The sequence below is a fragment of the Aliiroseovarius sp. M344 genome (assembly GCF_025140835.1).
Classification (GTDB): Bacteria; Pseudomonadota; Alphaproteobacteria; order Rhodobacterales; family Rhodobacteraceae; genus Aliiroseovarius.
The window spans coordinates 2,416,858-2,434,693 of sequence record NZ_CP081153.1; the positions used below are offsets into that span (position 1 = coordinate 2,416,858).

Sequence of the window (17,836 nt, forward strand, 5' to 3'; positions counted from 1 at the left end):
TCCCCCATCCCTATCTTCCCTGTCGCTGCCCCTGCCGGGGTGGCGACATTCTCAGGGCGGGGCGAAATTCCCCACCGGCGGTAAAGGGGCGTAATGCCTCAAGCCCGCGAGCGCTTTGTGTTTCTAATGAAACACTTGGGTCAGCAGATCCGGTGAAACTCCGGAGCCGACGGTTAAAGTCCGGATGGAAGAGGATGGTCAAAGGCGCTCGGGGTTCCCGCGCGCCTTGTCCTTCTGCCTTGGGTCAACGCGTAAGGAAGAAAGGACACTACGCAATGGCTCATCAATCGACACTGACCACGCCTGTAAAGGCGGCGGGTCTTATGGTTCTGGCAGGCGCAAGTTTCGCTGTCGTGAACACGGCCCTTCAAGGGGCCACAATGAAAATTGGGGCCTCCGCGCCCTCGGTCACCTTCTGGCAATACCTGATCGCACTGGGCTTCTATTTGCCGTGGGTGTTTCGACATCGTACTGCGGTGATGAAAACCGGGCAGGTCTGGCTGCATATCCTGCGCGTCGTTTTGGCAGCCGGAGGCGTACAACTTTGGACACTGGGGTTGGCACATGTGCCGATCTGGCAAGCCATCGCGCTGATCCTGTTGTCACCCTTCTTCGTGACACTCGGCGCCGGGCTGATCCTGCGCGAAACCGTGTCAATCCACCGCTGGGGCGCAGTTATTTTGGGGATCCTTGGTGGCGCGATTATTCTGGAGCCGTGGTCAGACCGGTTCGAGCTTGTCGCCCTGCTGCCTGTCGGTGCCGCTGCCTTGTGGGCAGCCAGTTCGGTGGTGACGAAATTCCTGACCCGCGCTGACGGTCCGGAAACCGTCACGATCTATCTGTTGGTTCTGCTAAGCCCGATCAACGCGGCTTTGGCGTTGGGATCCGGCTTTGCCATACCAACTGGCGCAATCTGGTTGGTCGTTGCGGCTGGTCTTTTGACTGCCTTGGCCCAGCACGTTCTAGTGCGCGCCTATTCGCTGGCAGACGCGGCCTTCCTGCAACCCTTTGACCACCTGAAACTGGTGTTCAACGTGGTGCTGGGCTTCGTTGTATTCGGCTTCTTGCCGACCGGGTCGATGTGGTTGGGAACGGCGATCATCCTTGCCGCCAGCTTCTTTCTGTTGGAGCAGGAGCGTCGCCAGACGGCATAAATACAAAAGCGCGGAGGTTGCCCTCCGCGCCCATTTCATAAGGGGATCAAGCCAAGGTTAGGCTTCGATCGCCTTGTGTTCCACGTCTTTGGACTGAGCAATCTCGATCCGACGGGGTTTCAGCGCTTCGGGCACCTCGCGCACAAGGTCGATATGCAACATGCCGTGCTCATGAGCTGCGCCGGTTACGCGAACATGATCAGCCAGATGGAAGCGACGCTCGAACGCGCGGGTGGCGATGCCACGGTGCAGATAGGTCCGCTCTTCTTCATCAGCCTTCTTGGCGGTGATGAAAAGCGCATTCTCGCGAACTTCTACTGACAAGTCGCTTTCGGCAAACCCTGCCACAGCGACGGATATCCGCCAGCCGTCATCGGCGATCTTTTCAATGTTATAGGGTGGATAGCTTTCGCGGCTCACGTCATTGGTCAAAACCCGATCCATCAGGTCGGCGATCTGGTCAAATCCGACAGTGGCACGGTAAAGGGGTGAAAGGTCAAAATTACGCATGGTGTCCTCCTAGAAGCGACTATTGTTGGGCCTTCCCAAACGGGGACAGGCGAGTTCCGGGCCCGCCCATGCGGCACCCGTGTCACAAATTTATGGTGGATTTTTCACCCTTCAAGGGGTCAGGGGCGCAGAAATCTAGCGCCTGTGTCGTTTTCCTGATCGACGCCAATGCGTCGTGATCCAAAGTTGGTGTCCCCTATAACACCAGTGCCGGCCCGCAAAGCGCGCTTCACTTCGGCAACACGCTCGTACAATTCAGCGCCATAAGCGATCTTGTTGCGCTGGCCGCGCGTTCCAGCAGACACCAGCGAGACGATGCGCACACGACGCGCGCTGTCATCAAACACCGGTGCGCCGGACGACCCGAAGGTGACGTTGCAATCAAATGCCAGCAATCCAGCTTGTCGCCCCAACACGTCGCAAACCGCTTGTCGGGACAAGGCTGCATCGCGCCCTTGGCCGTAACTGACCACCGACACCTGTCGTTTTGCCTGCGGCAGACGTGACACAACAAACGGCGCCGCGACTGCGGCGGGGATCGGGGTGTCAAGTTTCACCAATCCAACATCATTGCGAATATTCACCGCGGTCATTCGTTGGTCCGGGTCATAACCGGGATGCATGACAGCTTGAGTAATAGTGCGCGATGCAATCGCGCGCCCATCCCGCAAGCCAGCACGAAACTGAAGCCCTTTGACATTGCCTGCGCGGGCGACACCGCGAAGGCAATGGGCGGCGGTCAGGACAAGATCCGTGGCAATCAGCACGCCCGTGCAATAGCCCTGCTCTCCGAAATCCAATCGCCCGACGGCTTCATATCCGAACAGGTCTTCACGTTGCGTTAGCCGCCGCAGGCCAGTGGAGTCTTCGGCCGTCGCGGTCGGAAGAGTGACCAACATCATCGCGGTGCATGTGATGACGCAACGCAGGAGGTGTTTCAGGGACGCAGGAATTTCGCGCCTCCTGGTCCCGCCGCGCCGGACCCAAATGTGCTGACCGGCGGCCGTGATACCGGCTCGACCCGTGTGAACACGCCGTCACCGTTGGCAAGCATCTGCATCAGGTCTGCGAGAGGTTTCTCAAGATTTGTACCAAGCGACACGGGAATGTCGCGCACCATCGCCTTGGCGGAAATCACCGAAACGATGGCGGGTTTGCCGTCCTGCACAACAAATACCGGCGCGCCGGACGATCCAAAATCGACGGAACAACTCATCACCAAAGCGCCGCTTTGGCGGGCCAGCACCTGACACATCTCCTGCAGGGCCGGGCTTTCTGAACGATCATGGGCATACGAGACGACACCCACCTCGGCCCCCTTCTTCGGTCGCGAATAGACCGCAAAGGGTTTGACTGAGCTCTTGCGTATCGGTTGGTCCAACTCCAGCACAGCCAGATCATTGACCACCCGCGCCGCCCTGTCATCGGCAGTAAATGTATAATCCGGATGCACCACCACGCGCCGCACTCCGCGATATGCCGACGCGCGGCCATTACGCCATCCAGCCAGAAACTGAATGTCTTCGGGGTGGGCCCGCTCTCCGGTCGCCTTGCTAAACAAACAATGAGCTGCGGTCAGCACCAGATTGTCAGCGATCATCGCACCTGTGCACAATCCACCCGGGCCAATATTCAAACGCCCCACGCCTTCCCATCCACGACTGTCATCGCCCGTCATCAAGGTGCGAAGGGGTGACGGGTCGGATGCGACCAGTGGACTGGCGAGCCAAAGGCCCACCGCCATCATAGCAATTAATTTCTTCATTTTCCTGCCTCTGGTGGGGCGGTTCCTCCACCCTCTAACCATATGTTTAGGGCGAAATTGTGGGGAGGAAAAAGGAAAAATGCCGCCATCAGGTCAATTTACGCGGCTGTGGCCCTCCGGTTGCCCAATCCAGCAATTCGACGGTGTGAACGACCGGCACTGATGTGCCGGACCCGATCTGCATCATGCAGCCGATATTTCCAGCCGCGATGATCTGAGGCGTTTTGGCTTCCAGATTGGCAACCTTGCGACGTTTGAGCTCTTGCGAAATCTCGGGTTGCATCAGGTTATATGTTCCGGCAGAGCCGCAACACAGATGGGCGTCGACCGGCTCGACGACTTCGAACCCTGCCCGTTTCAACAGGGTTTTGGGGTGCGTCTTGACCTGTTGCCCATGTTGCAGGCTGCAGGCCGAATGATAGGCGACACGCTTGTTCATCTGCGCCTCGGGCAGGTCCAGCGTCATCAAAAGCTCGCTGACATCCATCGCCAGCCCCGACACTGTCGCAGCATCTTCGGCCAACGCGTCATTGCGGAACATGTGCCCGTAATCTTTAACGGTTGTCCCACAACCCGAGGTGTTGATCACGATGGCGTCCAGCCCGTCGCGGTTTTTCTCGCGCATCCATGCGTTGATATTGGCACCAGCCTGGGCGTGGCTTTCATGCTCTTTGCCCATGTGATGAGTCAACGCGCCGCAACACCCCATGCCCTTGGCCACAACAACCTCGCACCCCAACCGGGTCAGCAGACGGATGGTTGCATCATTGATGTCCGTGTCCAACGCCTTCTGTGCGCAACCGGTCAACAAGGCCACCCGCTTCTTGCGCACGCCCTTGGCTGGGAAGGTCTGAGGTTTGTCATTCTGACTTGGCTTGGGCAGTTTCGGCGGCGCCATTTCCAGCATCGCTTCAAGCCGCGGGTCAGGCATGAATTTGCGCAGCGGACGGCCCAGACGTGCCGCCTGCATCGCCAGCCGGAACCGCCCCGGATAAGGAATGATCTGCGCCAACGTCCAGCGCAACATCCGGTCAAACAATGGCCGCTTATAGGTCTTTTCGATATGGGCGCGGGCATGGTCGATCAGATGCATGTAATGCACGCCTGACGGACAGGTCGACATGCAAGCAAGGCAAGACAGGCACTTGTCCACATGCTCGACCGTTTTCTTGTCGGCGGCGCGTCCAGCCTCAAGCATGTCCTTGATCAGATAGATGCGACCCCGTGGGCTGTCCAGTTCATCGCCCAACACCTGATAGCTGGGACAGGTCGCCGTGCAAAATCCGCAGTGAACACACGAGCGCAAAATCTCGTTTGCGCGCTTGATCGCGGGGTCTTTCAACTGCTCGTCGGTGAAATGCGTTTGCATGTCAGGCTCCCATCAGGCCGGGGTTCAGAATGCCGCGCGGGTCAAATCTCGCGCGCAGGCCTTGGGTCAGGTTCGCGATGGGCGCCGGTTCCGGGTGGAACACTGGCACGGACGCGCGGGTTGCGGCACTGGCCCGCACCAAAGTGGCATGGCCTCCAATATGGCTCAGGTCCTCGCGGATCATCTGTGCGCCTGCGTCGCCTTCGTCCGCCACGCGCAACCAAACCAAGCCGCCGCCCCAGTCAAATATCGCGTCGGGCGACAAGGCACCCAGTTCCCGGACAAGGGCCGGACCGTCTGATGGTTTCACGGAAATACGCCAGACCGCTCCGTCTTTCCCCGCAAAGGGCTTAACGTCGCGCAGATCGGACCAAAGGGCCGCAGATGCAGCACCTTCGACCACATCGAACCCCTTCAAAACACTGTCTTGCAGCGCTTTGGCCCGATAGGCGACAGATTGTTCCAAACCCTCTAACCGGATCATTGTCTGCCCGTTCATCTGGGCCGCGCCGGTCACGTCAAAGGGAGATCCAAGGGCTGCGGCCATAGAAGCCACGGCGGTTGCGGCTGATTGGCCTTCACAGACCAGCGTCGCTTCTGTTTCCGGAATGGCGAGGACCTTCAGGCTTACCTCGGTCAGGATGCCCAGCATGCCCCAGCTTCCGGTCATCAGCTTCACCAGATCATAGCCGGTCACGTTCTTCATCACGCGCCCGCCATTTTTCAAAACGTGCCCTTGCCCATCCACGAAGCGGACGCCAAGACAGAAATCGCGGGCCGCGCCAACCTGAATGCGGCGCGGGCCAGAGGCATTCGTGGCGATCACGCCGCCAATAGTCGACGCACCATTTGTGCCTAACAGCGCGCGCATGTCGCCGGGCTCAAACGCCAGCCGCTGACCTTCGGACGCCAAAAGGGTTTCGATCTCGGCCAAAGACGTGCCAGCGCGGGCAACCATCGTCAGCGCCCCGGGCTCGTAAAGGGACACGCCGTTCAGACCGGTCGTCGATACGTCAGCCCCGTCAACCGGGGCGCCGATGTCGCGGGTGCCGCCACCACGCACCCGCAGGGGGCCGTTCGCCGCGGCAATGAATTCGGCAAGCTCTGCTTCTGTAGCCGGGGTCATGACGCGCGCCTTGTTTCCGTAGTGGACAAAGGAAAGACTTTCGCCGGGTTCAAAAGCCAGTTCGGATCGAACACGTCTTTCACCGCCAACTGGATCTCCAGATCACTTTGGTTGTATTGTGAAATCATTAGGTCTCTTTTTTCCACCCCAACGCCATGTTCACCGGTCAGACAGCCGCCCACCTCAACGCACAGCTTCAGAATATCCGCGCCGAACGCTTCGCATTTCTCAAGGTCGCCGGGTTTGTTGGCATCAAACAGGATCAGTGGGTGCATGTTTCCGTCACCCGCGTGAAAGACGTTGCCCACGTCCAGCCCATAGTCTTTCGACATCTCGCCGATGCGCCGCAGCACCAAGGGCAGCTCAGACACCGGGATCGTGCCGTCCAGACACATGTAATCGTTGATCTGCCCCATTGCACCGAAGGCCGACTTTCGTCCCAGCCAGATTTTCGCGCTTTCCTCGGCCGAAGTACTTTCGCGTATCTCAACCGGATTGTGGGCCCGCGCAATCTTGACGATGCGCGACAATTGATCGTCGATCTCGGCGTCCGAGCCTTCGACCTCGATGATCAACAGCGCCTCGCAATCAGGGTATCCCGCACCTGCAAACGCTTCAGTCGCGCGGATGCAAGGGCGATCCATGAACTCGATCGCAACGGGCAGGATGCCGGATTTGATGATGTCAGAAACACACGCGCCTGCGACTTCGTTTGAATCAAAACCCACAAGCACGGGGCGCGCGCCTTCGGGTTTGGCAAGAATGCGCAAGGTCGCTTCGGTCACGACGCCCAACTGACCTTCCGAGCCGCAGATCAGACCCAAAAGGTCCAACCCGCCCGCATCCAGATGGCTGCCGCCGATCTCGACCACCTCGCCGTCAGCCATGACCATGGTCACGCCCATCAGGTTGTTGGTGGTAACGCCGTATTTCAGGCAATGCGCCCCGCCCGAATTCATCGCGATGTTGCCAGCAATCGCACAGGCCAGTTGCGAGGATGGGTCGGGCGCATAAAAGAACCCCTCTTCCTCGACCGCGCCGGTGACCGATAAATTAGTGCGGCCCGACTGCACGCGAATGATCCGGTTGGCGTAGTCGGTTTCGATTACATCATTAAGACGGGCCACCCCAAGGATCACGCTGTCGGCGGTCGGAAGCGCGCCGCCTGCCAGCGATGTGCCTGCCCCGCGCGGCACAACTGGCACGCCTTCTTCGTGACAGACACGCATGACGGCCGAGACTTCCGCCGTGGTCGCAGGCAATACCGCGCAAAGTGGCGGGCATTTGTAGGCCGTCAGCGCGTCGCATTCATAAACGCGCGTCTCGAACGGGTCGTGCACCACCGCACCCTTTGGCAACACCGATTGCAGGCGTTTTACGATCTGGTCCTTGCGTGCAAGGATCGCGGCATCGGGGGTTGGCATTTGCATCGGAATCCCTCCAGATTCTACAATTGGTAAAAAGATATTACCAATTTTCCCGTTTGGCAACCGAAAGGAATACGCATAGCGTGCGCCCATGTCCCTGACTGAACGCCTTTCCTTATTTTCGCTGTTGGACGGCGTGGCCGTGTGCTTGATCATTCTGGGCTGGGCCATGATTGGCTGGTTGATCGAGAACGCGTCATCCGCAAAGCCCGCTGTCTCTGGCATCGTCGCGCAATACAGGCGCGACTGGATGGAACAGTTTGTCACGCGAGAGCCCAGAATTTTTGACAGCGCCATTTTGTCGACACTGCGACAGGGGGCCAGCTTTTTTGCATCAGCTTCGATGATCGCGATTGGCGGCGGCATGGCGTTGCTGGGCAACACGGAACGTCTGCGGGGTGTCGCGCAAGACCTGACGCTCAGCAGCGCGCCCGAACTGGTGTGGGAGGTCAAGATCCTGCTGGTCGTGCTGTTTCTGGCCAATGCTTTTCTGAAATTTGTCTGGTCACACCGGCTGTTTGGCTATTGCGCGGTTGTCATGGCCTCTGTGCCCAATGATCCCAGCGATCCAACGGCCCTGCCCCGCGCACGCAAGGCGGGCGAGATCAACATCACCGCCGCCCGCAGCTTCAACAGAGGCCTGCGTTCGGTCTATTTTGCATTGGGTTCGCTTGCGTGGTTGCTGGGGCCGGTCAGCCTGATCGTCGCGACCTTCTTGACGGTATCAGTGTTGTGGCGGCGCGAATTTGCGTCTCATTCGCGAACGGTGTTGTTGCGCAGCGACAGCGATTAATTCCGCACCTAAGGCGCCTTTGACGCGCGGACACCTCCGCGTCCCTCAACCAGCCATGCCGCGATCAAAGTCAGCGCGGCAAGCGCCAGCATTAGCCATGGCGGGGCTAGGGGGATGACCCGGATCGCTTGGGTCACATAGGCCTCACGCGGCGTATAACCAATCCACCCGCGCCCATGTGCAATTTGACCCGCCCGCACCGGACGCAAACCTGGCACGCCGCCTTCAATGCGCGTCACGGTGCCCCGCGTGGCAGCCCCCAACGGCATCAGCATTTTTGCATCCGCAATCGGCTGTTCGAACTCTCGCAGGGCAGCAAGCCCGCGCACGACAACGGTTGTCAGGTCATCCTGCGTCACACGATAAAGCCCCTGGTCCGAGGCCTCCAATTCGCCATCAAACACGCCCGGCGCCTTTTCAACCAGTGTCAAAACCGTCTCGGTCCCATCGGGGCTGGTCACGGTCACGTCAGCCACGCTGTCACTCATGGTGCGGCGCTCAATTCCGAGGCCGGTTTCGGTGGCGGTGGCCAACAGCGCCTCTTCCTCAAGTTCAGGTTCGCGCATCAGCCAATGGGCCAGGCGGCGTAACAATTCAAGCTGCGGCCCACCCCCCTCGTAACCCCGCGCCCAAAGCCATGCGTGGTCCGAACCCAACAGCGCCACGCGCCCGTCGTCCACGCGATCGACAGTCAAAAGCGCGCTGTCTTCGGGACCATTCAGGATTGTGTGCCCGCCAGTTGGTTCAAGCTCGACCCGGTGCAGCCAAGACCCCCACCCACCTTCGGGCGCAAACGCCTCCAGATCGCGGGTTACAGGGTGGCGCGCGCCCGCGTCGCTCACCAGCGGTCGAAAGGCTTCTTCGACCAAGCGACCCGTCGGATAAGCGGGCAGGATGCCCGACAGGCCGGACCGCGCGATGCTTTCAGCCCCTGCCAACGCTGGCCCAGCCGCAATCAAAACGGCCCCGCCCCGTTGAACATAGGCCCGCACGCTTTCCAAGTAACCGCCGGGCAAAATTCCCCTCAGCTGATAACGGTCAAAAATGATCAGGTCGAATTCGTCGATCTTGTCCACGAACAGCTCCTGCGTCGGAAAGGCGATCAGGCTGAGCTCGTTCACCGGCACACCGTCCTGTTTCTCCGGCGGGCGCAGGATGGTGAAATGCACAAGGTCCACCGCACTGTCAGATTTGAGCAGGTTGCGCCACGTCCGAGTGCCGGGATGCGGCGTGCCGGACACAAGCAGCACGCGCAAACGGTCGCGCACGCCGTTCACTTCGATCACGGCGGCGTTGTTGCGGTCGGTCAGTTCCCCTTCTGTCGTGGGCAAGGTCACGTGGATCAGATTGCGCCCCGCATGGGTCAGGGTAAAGCGCAGGTCCACCTCAGACCCAACTTCGGCGATCAGGGGGACGGGCGTCCCGCCATCGCGCGACACGGACAGCTCGACCAGATCGGTGACCGGTGCGGACGCGCCCAGCGCATCAACCCGAAGGCGGATCTCGGTCTCCTCGCCCAGAATTGCAAATGCTGGGGCTTGTGTGACGGACAGCCGCAAGTCCCAATCTGCCGCCCAGCCGGTCAGCAAGGTCTGGAATGGCGCGGGCAGGTCAGGTGTAAATTCCGGGTCGTGAACCACGCCGTCGGTGATCGCGACCACGCCTGCAACCCTATCGCGCGGCAGGTCGGCAAGCGACGCTGCCATAGCACGCATCAAATACGTGCCGTCGGGTGCCGCCGGATCCGTAAACTCAGACAATCGGCGCACCGACAGTTCAAGCCCTGCGCGGGCGTCGACCTGTGCGGTCAACGCGGCAAGCGCCGCTTCGTTCTGATCTGCGCGATCTGACAGGCTTTGAGAAGCACTGTCATCCAGTACAACCAGTAAAATATCGGAAAGCGGGTCGCGTTCCTCTTGCTGAAGCGAGGGGCCAGCCAACGCAATCACAATCGCCAGCGCGGCCAAGGCCCGCAGCGCCCAACCTGCAAGGCCGCGCCAAAGCGCCACCAGCAGTGCGCTGGTTGCCAAAGCAGCGAGACCGCCGATCACCGGCCACGCAAGGCCGGGGGTGAATATCAGGTCAGCCGCATTCATTCGCCCAGCCTTTCCAAAAGCGCGGGCACATGCACCTGATCGGATTTGTAGTTGCCGGTCAGCACATGCATCACAAGGTTGATACCGAACCGCACCGCCATCTCGCGCTGCCGCTCACCGGCCTGACCCCGTCCCACCGGAAACATCGCCGCGCCATCAGAACGGACCGCCCACGCGCCGGACCAATCGTTGCCACCGATGATCACCGGGCTGACACCGTCATTCAGGTTGCGAAATGGCATCCCTTCGGCCCGCTCAGCATTAGGGGGAGCGGCTTCAACCCACGCAGGGCCACGAGCGCGACCCGGAAACTCCTCTAACAGATAAAAGGCGCGGGTTAAGACATGATCAAGGGGAACAGGCTCTAAGGGTGGCAACCCCAGCGGCAGCGCAATTGCGCGCAACCGCTGAGCCGCAGCACTTTCGCCGCCAAAACCCGCGTCGCGTGTGTCGAAAAGGATGAAACCGCCCGCCGCAAGATAGCCTTTCAGCCGTGCATATGCCGCGGGGCTGGGTTGGCGGGCCGTTTCCGTAATAGGCCAGTACAGAAAGGGATAGACCGACAAGTCGTCGTTTTCGATATCAAGTCCAACTGGCGGCGCTGGCTCGACCGATGTGCGGGTGAAAAGCTGGTCTGACAGCCCCATCAACCCGGCATTTGCCACCTCATCCGTCGCCCGATCTCCGGTCAGGACATGCGCCAGCGTCACCGTGCTGGCCGCTGCTATGATGTCATCTGGTGTGGCCGCGTCCTGCGCCGCGCCGTCAAGTGGCGCACACAGCATCGCGAGCGCAATCACAGCGCCAACTTGGCCAACGCGCTTGACGGATCGCCCACCCCAAAGCCTGCCAGAAATCAGGAGGCTTGCCAGAATATCCAGTAAGCCTAGCAGCAATGCCCCGGCCAACAGATAGGGTGCAAGAGACCGGGTCGCACTGCGATCCTGCCATCTTGGCACGATACGGGCGGGCCAGATCGCAGGCGACATCTGCGCGTCAGCGGCCAGCGTGTTGACGGCCAACACCCGATCCCCATCCACGTACAAACCCGGCGGCACCTCAGCGCGCGCGCCGTTCAGCAAAGCAGGTCCCTCAACGCCAGCCCGCGCGCCAGCAGAGGCTAGCCGACCGAACGGATCCAGCAGGTGTTCGGCCACCCATTGCGTCCCCTCAAGGGTCTCGGCTTTCACCTGCCCCGGGCGCGTCGACACCGCGAGCCGTTCCAACATTTGGACAAACAGGCCTGACAGGGCCAGCGAAGACCATTCCGCATTGGCCGAGATATGGAACAAGACCACCTGGCCATCGCCCAGCGTTTTTCGTGTGACCAGCGGCGTGCCATCCGCCAGCGACGCCATGGTGCGTTGGGCCAGATCGGGTCCGGGTTCGGCCAGAATTTGCGCGCGCACTAGCACATCTTCGGGCACGCGCAGCCCAAAGAAAGGCGAGGTTTCAGGGAATGGTGCCAACGCGCGCGGGGCACCCCAGCTCATCGCGCCGCCAACCACCCGTCCGCCCGATCGCAGGCGCACGGGAAGCAGGATATCTTCCACCCCGCGCCCGGTGTCGGCAGCTGCCAGTCGCGGTCCGGCGAACCGCAAAAGAAGCCCGCCCTTTGCCACCCAAGCGGCCAGTGCTTTCTGATCGGGCTCGGCAATACTTGGCACGTCGGGCAGGATCAAAACCTCTGGTCCAGCTTCGACCAGTGTCGTGATCGCCTCGCTTTCGATCACTTCGGCGGACGGCACCAATGCTTCGCGCAGGTAATGCAGCGGTGACAGCAGCTCCAGTCCTTCACGCGATTGCGTGCCGGTCAAAAGCGCCACACGCCGACGGCGCAAACTGTCATCAGCCAGCGTCACCGACCCGGCGGCGCGCTGATCTGCCAGCTGAAACCGTGTGATACGGTTGCGCAGTTCAGGCGGCAACGCCATTTGCGCTTCGGCGCGCGCGGATCCTGCCGCAAATGTCAGGGGGGATGTGACAAGCACCCGCTCGACCCCGGTCGGATCGGGACCGACACCCTGCACCACAAGCTCGGACGCTGATGCCGCCCCGCTGCGCAGCGCTTGCAACACCAGTGCGCCATCCTTGGCTTCGGCAGGTAACAGGCCAAAACGAGGGGCCGAGGGCTGCAAAACATCCACTGTGCCCTTTGCCTCAAACGCAGCCAGAAGATCGCTGCGCCCTTTGCGGGCCAATCCATCGGAAAGCCAAACCGTGTCGGTCGATTGCAGGTTTGCAACCCATGCGGATGCCGCTGCATACGGCCCGTCCCATGGCACTGGCGAGAGGCTCGGCAAGCGCGCACGCCAATCCCCGGCACTGAGCCATTGTGGCGCAAGGCTAGCGGCCTCGGTCACTTCATGCGACAGGGTGATTGCAACTGTGCGACCTGCCTGTGCGGCATCATCAAGCTGATCTGCGATGGCCGCGATCCGCTGCGGCCAGTCAGACGCCGCTGCCCAGTGCGCGTCAACAAACACAAGCAAAGGACCGCGCCCGGCCTGACGGTCATCCGGGTTCAAAACCGGTCCCGCAAATCCGAGGATCAGCGTCGCAACCGCCAATAAGCGCAACACCAGCAGCCACCACGGTGTGCGATCACTTTCCGCATCACGATCCTCAAGCCCCAAAAGCAGCGTGACCGCGGGAAAACGTCGGCGAATTGGCGCGGGCGGCACGGCGCGAAGCAGCCACCACAGAACCGGCAGGGCCGCAAGGGCTGCCAGCAGCCAAGGGGTCGTGAACGCGATGGGAAGACCCAATATCATCTGTGCCCCTCGATCGCGTGGTAAAGCCACAGAAGGGCTGCGCTATCAGCTTCGCCGCTGTGGTGAGTGTGGAACTGCCAGCCGGTGCGCCGCGCCAGATCGGATAATTCGGCCTTGCGAGTTTTCAGTCGGTCCAGATACCTGTCACGTAAATCATGCGCCTCGCGGGTGTCATGTTCCAGCCGGCCGCTCATGTCTTCGAAAATCATCCGACCGTGGAACGGAAACCCTTCTTCCACCGGATCTAGCATCTGAAACAGAACACCCGTGACGCCGCGGTCGGCTGCTTGTGTTACCGCGCGTGCGACCGCGGCCGTATCGCCCAAAAAGTCGGACAGGAAGACCGCGCGGGACCGACCGGGCAGATCCGAAAAGCCTGTGGTTTGCGGCTCCATTAACTCTGACGCCATGCGCGATAAAGCCAGCTCGCCCCGTCCGGCTGGGGCCGCACTGTTGGCAAGGCCGACCCGTTCCCCGCCACGCACCAGCAGCGTCGCCAGCGCCATCGCGATCAAGCGCGCCAATGCGCCCTTCTCGGGCACATCTGACGAGGACGAAAACTCCATCGACGGCGACGGGTCAACCCAAAACAGAACGCTTTGCGCCGCCTGCCATTCCTTTTCCTGCACATAGTGGTGATCCGACCGGGCAGACCGGCGCCAATCGATACGGTGTGCGGGATCACCGGGTTGGGCCGGGCGAAACTGCCAAAACGCATCCCCCTGCCCCGGCCTGCGGCGCCCATGCTCCCCCAACTCGACGCTTGCCGCCAAATGGCGCGCTTGCGCCAGAAGCGGCGGCAGTCGCTCGGCCAGAGCTTCCGCACGGGTGCGCAATGTTGGGTTGGGGGTCACGCCGCAGCCGCAGGTCTTGTGGTCTGCTCCACCACAACATCAATGACATCGGCCAGATTGTGACCCGCAGCCCGCGCCCCATAACTCAGCGCCATACGATGGCTAAGCACCGGACGCGCCAGGGCCCGCACGTCGTCGATACCGGGTGCCAGCCGACCGTCGATCAGCGCACGCGCCCGCGTCAACAGCATCAAGGCTTGCGCGGCCCGCGGTCCCGGCCCCCAACTGACCGTGTCGCGCACGATCTGCGGGGCGGTATCATCGTCAGGACGGCTGGCCCGAACAAGATCAAGTATCGCATTGACCACACCATCCCCCACCGGCATCCGCCGCAAAAGCTTCTGTGCCGCGATCAAGTCTGCGCCGGTAAAAACCGGCTCGGCTTGCGCGTCTTCGGTGCCCGTCGTGGCCAGCAGGATGTCTCGCTCCGCGTCCCGGTCAGGGTATTCCACATCAATTTGCAGCAAAAACCGGTCCAGCTGTGCCTCGGGCAACGGATAGGTGCCTTCCTGCTCCAATGGGTTTTGCGTGGCCAATACGTGAAACGGCGCTCCCAGATCATGGGTTTGCCCGGCGACTGACACCTGATGTTCTTGCATGGCTTGCAAAAGCGCGGATTGGGTGCGGGGGCTGGCACGGTTAATTTCATCTGCCAACAGCAATTGGCAAAAGATCGGACCTTTCAGGAACCGGAATGACCGCGCGCCATCCGCGCTTTCTTCCAACACCTCTGCCCCCAGAATATCCGATGGCATCAGGTCCGGCGTGAACTGAATGCGCCCTTCGCGCAGCCCCATCACGGTGGACAGGGTTTCCACAAGCCGAGTCTTTCCCAAGCCCGGCAGGCCGATCAACAGCGCATGCCCGCCCGCCAGCAGTGCCGACAGGGTCAGGTCAACCACTTGATCTTGGCCGATGATCCGGCGTGCAATTACCTCTTTTGCGCGGGCGAGCGTGCCCCCAAGGGCTTCAATCTCATCCAAAAGGGCTTCGTTGGTCATGGATATTCCTCCGCTCCGCTATTACATTTCATTAAAGGCCAAACGCGTCGGGGGAACAAATGACAAAAGCGCCAAGTGACGGGAAATCGCCGGAAAAAGCTGTTGTCGGCGGAAACATGACCGAGGCATTGGCCGCAGCTGCACGTAAAGCAGGCAAGAAAGGCCCGCCACCCGTGCATCTGTGGAACCCACCGTTCTGCGGGGATCTGGACATGCGGATCGCACGGGACGGGACTTGGTTTTACCTTGGAACCCCAATAGGGCGACACGAGTTGGTGAAGCTGTTTTCGTCGATCATTCGCAAGGACGGCGACGATTATTTCCTTGTCACCCCGGTCGAGAAGGTCGGGATCACGGTTGATGACGCGCCCTTCGTCGCGATCGATTTTGAGGCCACTGGTGTTGGCCGCGATCAGGTGCTGACCTTTGTGACCCATGTGGGTGATGAAACTATCGCTGGCCCAGCGGCCCCGATCCGTGTGGTGCGCGACCCCGAAACCGGAGAGCCGTCCCCCTATGTGCTGGTGCGCACAAACCTTGAAGCGCTGATTGACCGCAAGAGCTTCTATCGCCTGATAGAGCTTGGCGCCCATGAAGATCAGGATGGCGAAAGCTGGTTCGGTCTGTGGTCGGGCGGCACGTTTTTCCCGATCATCCCGTCCGTTGAACTGGATGTTTAGCAGACGATCAGGATGCGCCCCACGTATCCTTGAGCTTGTATCCCTCGGGCCACGGATCTGACGGGTCCAACATGTGTTGGTGCGTGCCAGTGATCCAGCCGCGCCCAGATACGGAAGGAACGATGGCGGGCTTGGCGCCGACCTTGGCGCAGCGCACAACTTTTCCCGTGAACTCAGATCCAATAATGGATGTGGCCACAAGGCTGTCACCCAGCGCCATTTCCCCGCGCGCCACCAACACCGCCATACGCGCGGACAGCGCCGTGCCTGTGGGGGATCGGTCGACCTTGCCCGGTTGAATAGCCACAGCAGCCCGCGCCCTGAGCGCACCGTTCTTTCGCGCAAGTGGCCCTGCGAAAAGGCAAAACGAGATGTGATCCCAATCGGCATTCTCTGGGTGGGTAAATCCCAGCTGTTCATTCGCGGCATTGGTGATTTTAACGCCCAGGCGCGCAATATCCGCGGCTTCGTCTTCGCGGATTTCAAAGCCCAGTTTCTGCGCGTCCACGATAACAAAGCTATCGCCGCCATAGGCCGTGTCGACGACAAGCGAGCCCACCCCGTCAATGTGCAGTTTCACGTCCAGTTCGTCCGCGAAGCTGGCGACGTTCTCGACTGTAATGCGTTCAGCTTTTCCGTCTTTGCAGTCGGCACGCACCCGCACCAGCCCACCCGGTGCCTCAAGCACCATCTCGGTCACAGGCTCTGTCATCGGGATGATCCCGCTGTCCAGCAGCACGGTCGCCACACAGATGGAGTTTGACCCGGACATCGGCGGCGTGTCCTCGGGCTCCATGATGATGAAGGCTGCATCGGCCTCTGGATGCTTGGGCGGGACCAGCAAATTCACGTGCCGAAAGACGCCACCGCGCGGTTCGTTCAGCACGAAATTTCGCAAGGTCTGGTCCCTGGCGATGAAGCGGCTTTGTTCCCAGATCGTGTCCCCGGGTGGTGGGGTAACGCCACCAACAATCACATCGCCGACCTCGCCTTCCGCGTGGCAGGATACGACGTGTATGGTTTTTGTGCTGCGCATCTTGGACCCTTTCCCAGGCATTGATCCCACCACTGTTCTTGCTGTTCTGTCATCACACAAGCAGAATTCACCTCGCCGTGCCGGATGCGATGGGCTATGGGAGGCCATGACCAGCACTGACTCATTCGAAATCTTCCTTGTCGCCCCGCCGGGTCTGGAACCCGTCTTGGCCGAAGAAGCCCGCGCCGCAGGGTTTTCGACACCAACGGCCAGCCCCGGCGGCGTCACGACGCGCGGCGGCTGGGACGAGGTTTGGCGGGCCAACCTGACCCTGCGCGGGGCCACCCGTGTGTTGGTGCGCTTGGGCAGTTTTCGGGCGTTTCATCTGGCACAGCTGGACAAACGCGCCCGCAAGTTTCCATGGGGGGACTTCCTGCGCAAAGATATGCCTGTGCGGGTCGAAGCCGTGTGCAAACGGTCGAAGATTTATCACCACAAAGCCGCCGCCGAGCGGGTCGAAAAGGCCATCGCACTGGAACTTGGTGCGACCATCTCGAAAGAGGCCGCCCTGGTTTTGAAAGTGCGGATCGACGACAATCTTGTGACGATCAGTCTGGATACGTCGGGCGAAAGCCTGCACAAGCGCGGCTACAAGACGGCCACGGGTAAGGCGCCGATGCGCGAAACGCTCGCGGCACTTTTTCTGAAGGCGGCAGGCTATGACGGTCAAGACCCCGTGCTGGACCCGATGTGTGGATCGGGCACATTCGTGATCGAAGCCGCTGAAATGGCCGTAGGGCTTCTGCCCGGACGTGCGCGCCGCTTTGCGTTTGAGAGTTTGGCGAGCTTTGACCCCGACGCTTTCGCAGCGATGAAAGCAACAACGGGTGTAGAGGTTCCGTCAGACCGACCCCGGTTCTTTGGATCTGACCGAAACGCAGGCGCAATCGCCAACAGCCAGCAAAACGCCGAAGCGGCTGGCATTGCGTCGCTGACCCAATTCACTGAAGGGTCGATCAGCGACCTTCAACGCCCAGATGCGCCCGCTGGTCTGGTCATCGTGAACCCGCCTTATGGGGGACGGATTGGCAACAAGAAGCTGCTGTTCGCGCTATATGGAACGCTGGGCAAGGTGTTGTTGGAGCGGTTCTCGGGGTGGCGCGTCGGGATCATCACCAGCGACGGTGGATTGGCTAAGGCGACAGGCCTGCCCTTCTTGCCGCCGGGGCCGCCGATCGATCATGGCGGCACCAAAGTGAAGCTTTATCAGACCGCTAAACTGCCATAACGCAAAAGAAAAAGGCCGGACGC

Annotated in this window: 15 protein-coding genes and 1 riboswitch; of the genes, 4 read left to right on the top strand and 11 right to left on the bottom strand. The window is 60.8% G+C overall.

Features of this window, described 5'->3' with window-relative positions; genetic code table 11:
* Nucleotides 1-43: 43 nt before the first annotated feature.
* A riboswitch (FMN riboswitch) is annotated at nucleotides 44-200 on the top strand.
* A 75-nt stretch (nucleotides 201-275) separates the two neighbouring features.
* A complete protein-coding gene (locus K3556_RS11865) occupies nucleotides 276-1,154 on the top strand; it encodes a DMT family transporter (protein ID WP_260516988.1) in 879 nt (292 codons plus the stop codon).
* 57 nt (nucleotides 1,155-1,211) lie between these two features.
* Here K3556_RS11865 and K3556_RS11870 read toward each other — a convergent pair whose 3' ends face one another.
* The 6 genes from K3556_RS11870 to K3556_RS11895 form a co-directional block, all read right to left on the bottom strand.
* Nucleotides 1,212-1,664, bottom strand: a complete 453-nt coding sequence (locus K3556_RS11870) for an Hsp20 family protein (RefSeq protein ID WP_260516989.1) — start codon at nucleotides 1,662-1,664, stop codon at nucleotides 1,212-1,214.
* Nucleotides 1,665-1,783: 119 nt separating this feature from the next.
* A complete protein-coding gene (locus K3556_RS11875; protein WP_260516990.1) occupies nucleotides 1,784-2,563 on the bottom strand; it encodes a trypsin-like serine peptidase in 780 nt (259 codons plus the stop codon).
* A gap of 38 nt (nucleotides 2,564-2,601) precedes the next feature.
* Nucleotides 2,602-3,429, bottom strand: a complete 828-nt coding sequence (locus K3556_RS11880; RefSeq protein WP_260516991.1) for a trypsin-like serine peptidase — start codon at nucleotides 3,427-3,429, stop codon at nucleotides 2,602-2,604.
* 88 nt (nucleotides 3,430-3,517) lie between these two features.
* A complete protein-coding gene (gene glcF / locus K3556_RS11885; protein WP_260516992.1) occupies nucleotides 3,518-4,798 on the bottom strand; it encodes a glycolate oxidase subunit GlcF in 1,281 nt (426 codons plus the stop codon).
* A 1-nt stretch (nucleotide 4,799) separates the two neighbouring features.
* A complete protein-coding gene (gene glcE / locus K3556_RS11890; RefSeq protein WP_260516993.1) occupies nucleotides 4,800-5,924 on the bottom strand; it encodes a glycolate oxidase subunit GlcE in 1,125 nt (374 codons plus the stop codon).
* A complete protein-coding gene (locus K3556_RS11895; RefSeq protein ID WP_260516994.1) occupies nucleotides 5,921-7,354 on the bottom strand; it encodes an FAD-linked oxidase C-terminal domain-containing protein in 1,434 nt (477 codons plus the stop codon). The genes glcE and K3556_RS11895 overlap by 4 nt, the downstream gene beginning before the upstream one ends.
* A gap of 88 nt (nucleotides 7,355-7,442) precedes the next feature.
* Between K3556_RS11895 and K3556_RS11900 the strand changes: the two genes are divergently transcribed.
* On the top strand, nucleotides 7,443-8,144 hold the full coding sequence (locus K3556_RS11900; protein ID WP_260516995.1) for a DUF599 domain-containing protein: 702 nt from the start codon (nucleotides 7,443-7,445) through the stop codon (nucleotides 8,142-8,144).
* A gap of 8 nt (nucleotides 8,145-8,152) precedes the next feature.
* Here the strand turns inward: K3556_RS11900 and K3556_RS11905 are convergent, their stop codons facing one another.
* Genes K3556_RS11905 through K3556_RS11920 form a run of 4 tightly spaced genes read right to left on the bottom strand, consistent with a single transcriptional unit; the run spans nucleotide 8,153 to nucleotide 14,869 of the window.
* Nucleotides 8,153-10,240, bottom strand: coding sequence for a hypothetical protein (locus K3556_RS11905; protein ID WP_260516996.1), 2,088 nt, complete (start codon nucleotides 10,238-10,240; stop codon nucleotides 8,153-8,155).
* Nucleotides 10,237-13,014 (bottom strand): DUF4159 domain-containing protein, encoded by a 2,778-nt coding sequence (locus K3556_RS11910; protein WP_260516997.1) that lies wholly within the window; start codon nucleotides 13,012-13,014, stop codon nucleotides 10,237-10,239. The genes K3556_RS11905 and K3556_RS11910 overlap by 4 nt, the downstream gene beginning before the upstream one ends.
* Nucleotides 13,011-13,868: a DUF58 domain-containing protein gene (locus K3556_RS11915; protein WP_260516998.1), complete on the bottom strand. Its 858-nt coding sequence runs from the start codon at nucleotides 13,866-13,868 to the stop codon at nucleotides 13,011-13,013. Before K3556_RS11915 ends, K3556_RS11910 begins: the two co-directional genes overlap by 4 nt.
* Entirely contained in the window at nucleotides 13,865-14,869 is a 1,005-nt protein-coding gene (locus K3556_RS11920) for an AAA family ATPase (RefSeq protein ID WP_260516999.1), read from the bottom strand. The genes K3556_RS11915 and K3556_RS11920 overlap by 4 nt, the downstream gene beginning before the upstream one ends.
* 116 nt (nucleotides 14,870-14,985) lie before the next feature.
* On the opposite strand from K3556_RS11920, the gene K3556_RS11925 reads away from it, so the two are divergent.
* The gene (locus K3556_RS11925) at nucleotides 14,986-15,549 is read left to right on the top strand and encodes a DUF1285 domain-containing protein (RefSeq protein ID WP_260519247.1); all 564 of its coding nucleotides are present in this window, start codon (nucleotides 14,986-14,988) and stop codon (nucleotides 15,547-15,549) included.
* 7 nt (nucleotides 15,550-15,556) lie between these two features.
* Here the strand turns inward: K3556_RS11925 and K3556_RS11930 are convergent, their stop codons facing one another.
* Complete coding sequence (locus K3556_RS11930; protein WP_260517000.1) at nucleotides 15,557-16,585, bottom strand: trans-3-hydroxy-L-proline dehydratase; 1,029 nt, start codon at nucleotides 16,583-16,585, stop codon at nucleotides 15,557-15,559.
* A gap of 106 nt (nucleotides 16,586-16,691) precedes the next feature.
* Here K3556_RS11930 and K3556_RS11935 point away from each other — a divergent pair, with 106 nt between their 5' ends.
* Entirely contained in the window at nucleotides 16,692-17,813 is a 1,122-nt protein-coding gene (locus K3556_RS11935; protein WP_260517001.1) for a class I SAM-dependent RNA methyltransferase, read from the top strand.
* Nucleotides 17,814-17,836 lie beyond the last annotated feature (23 nt).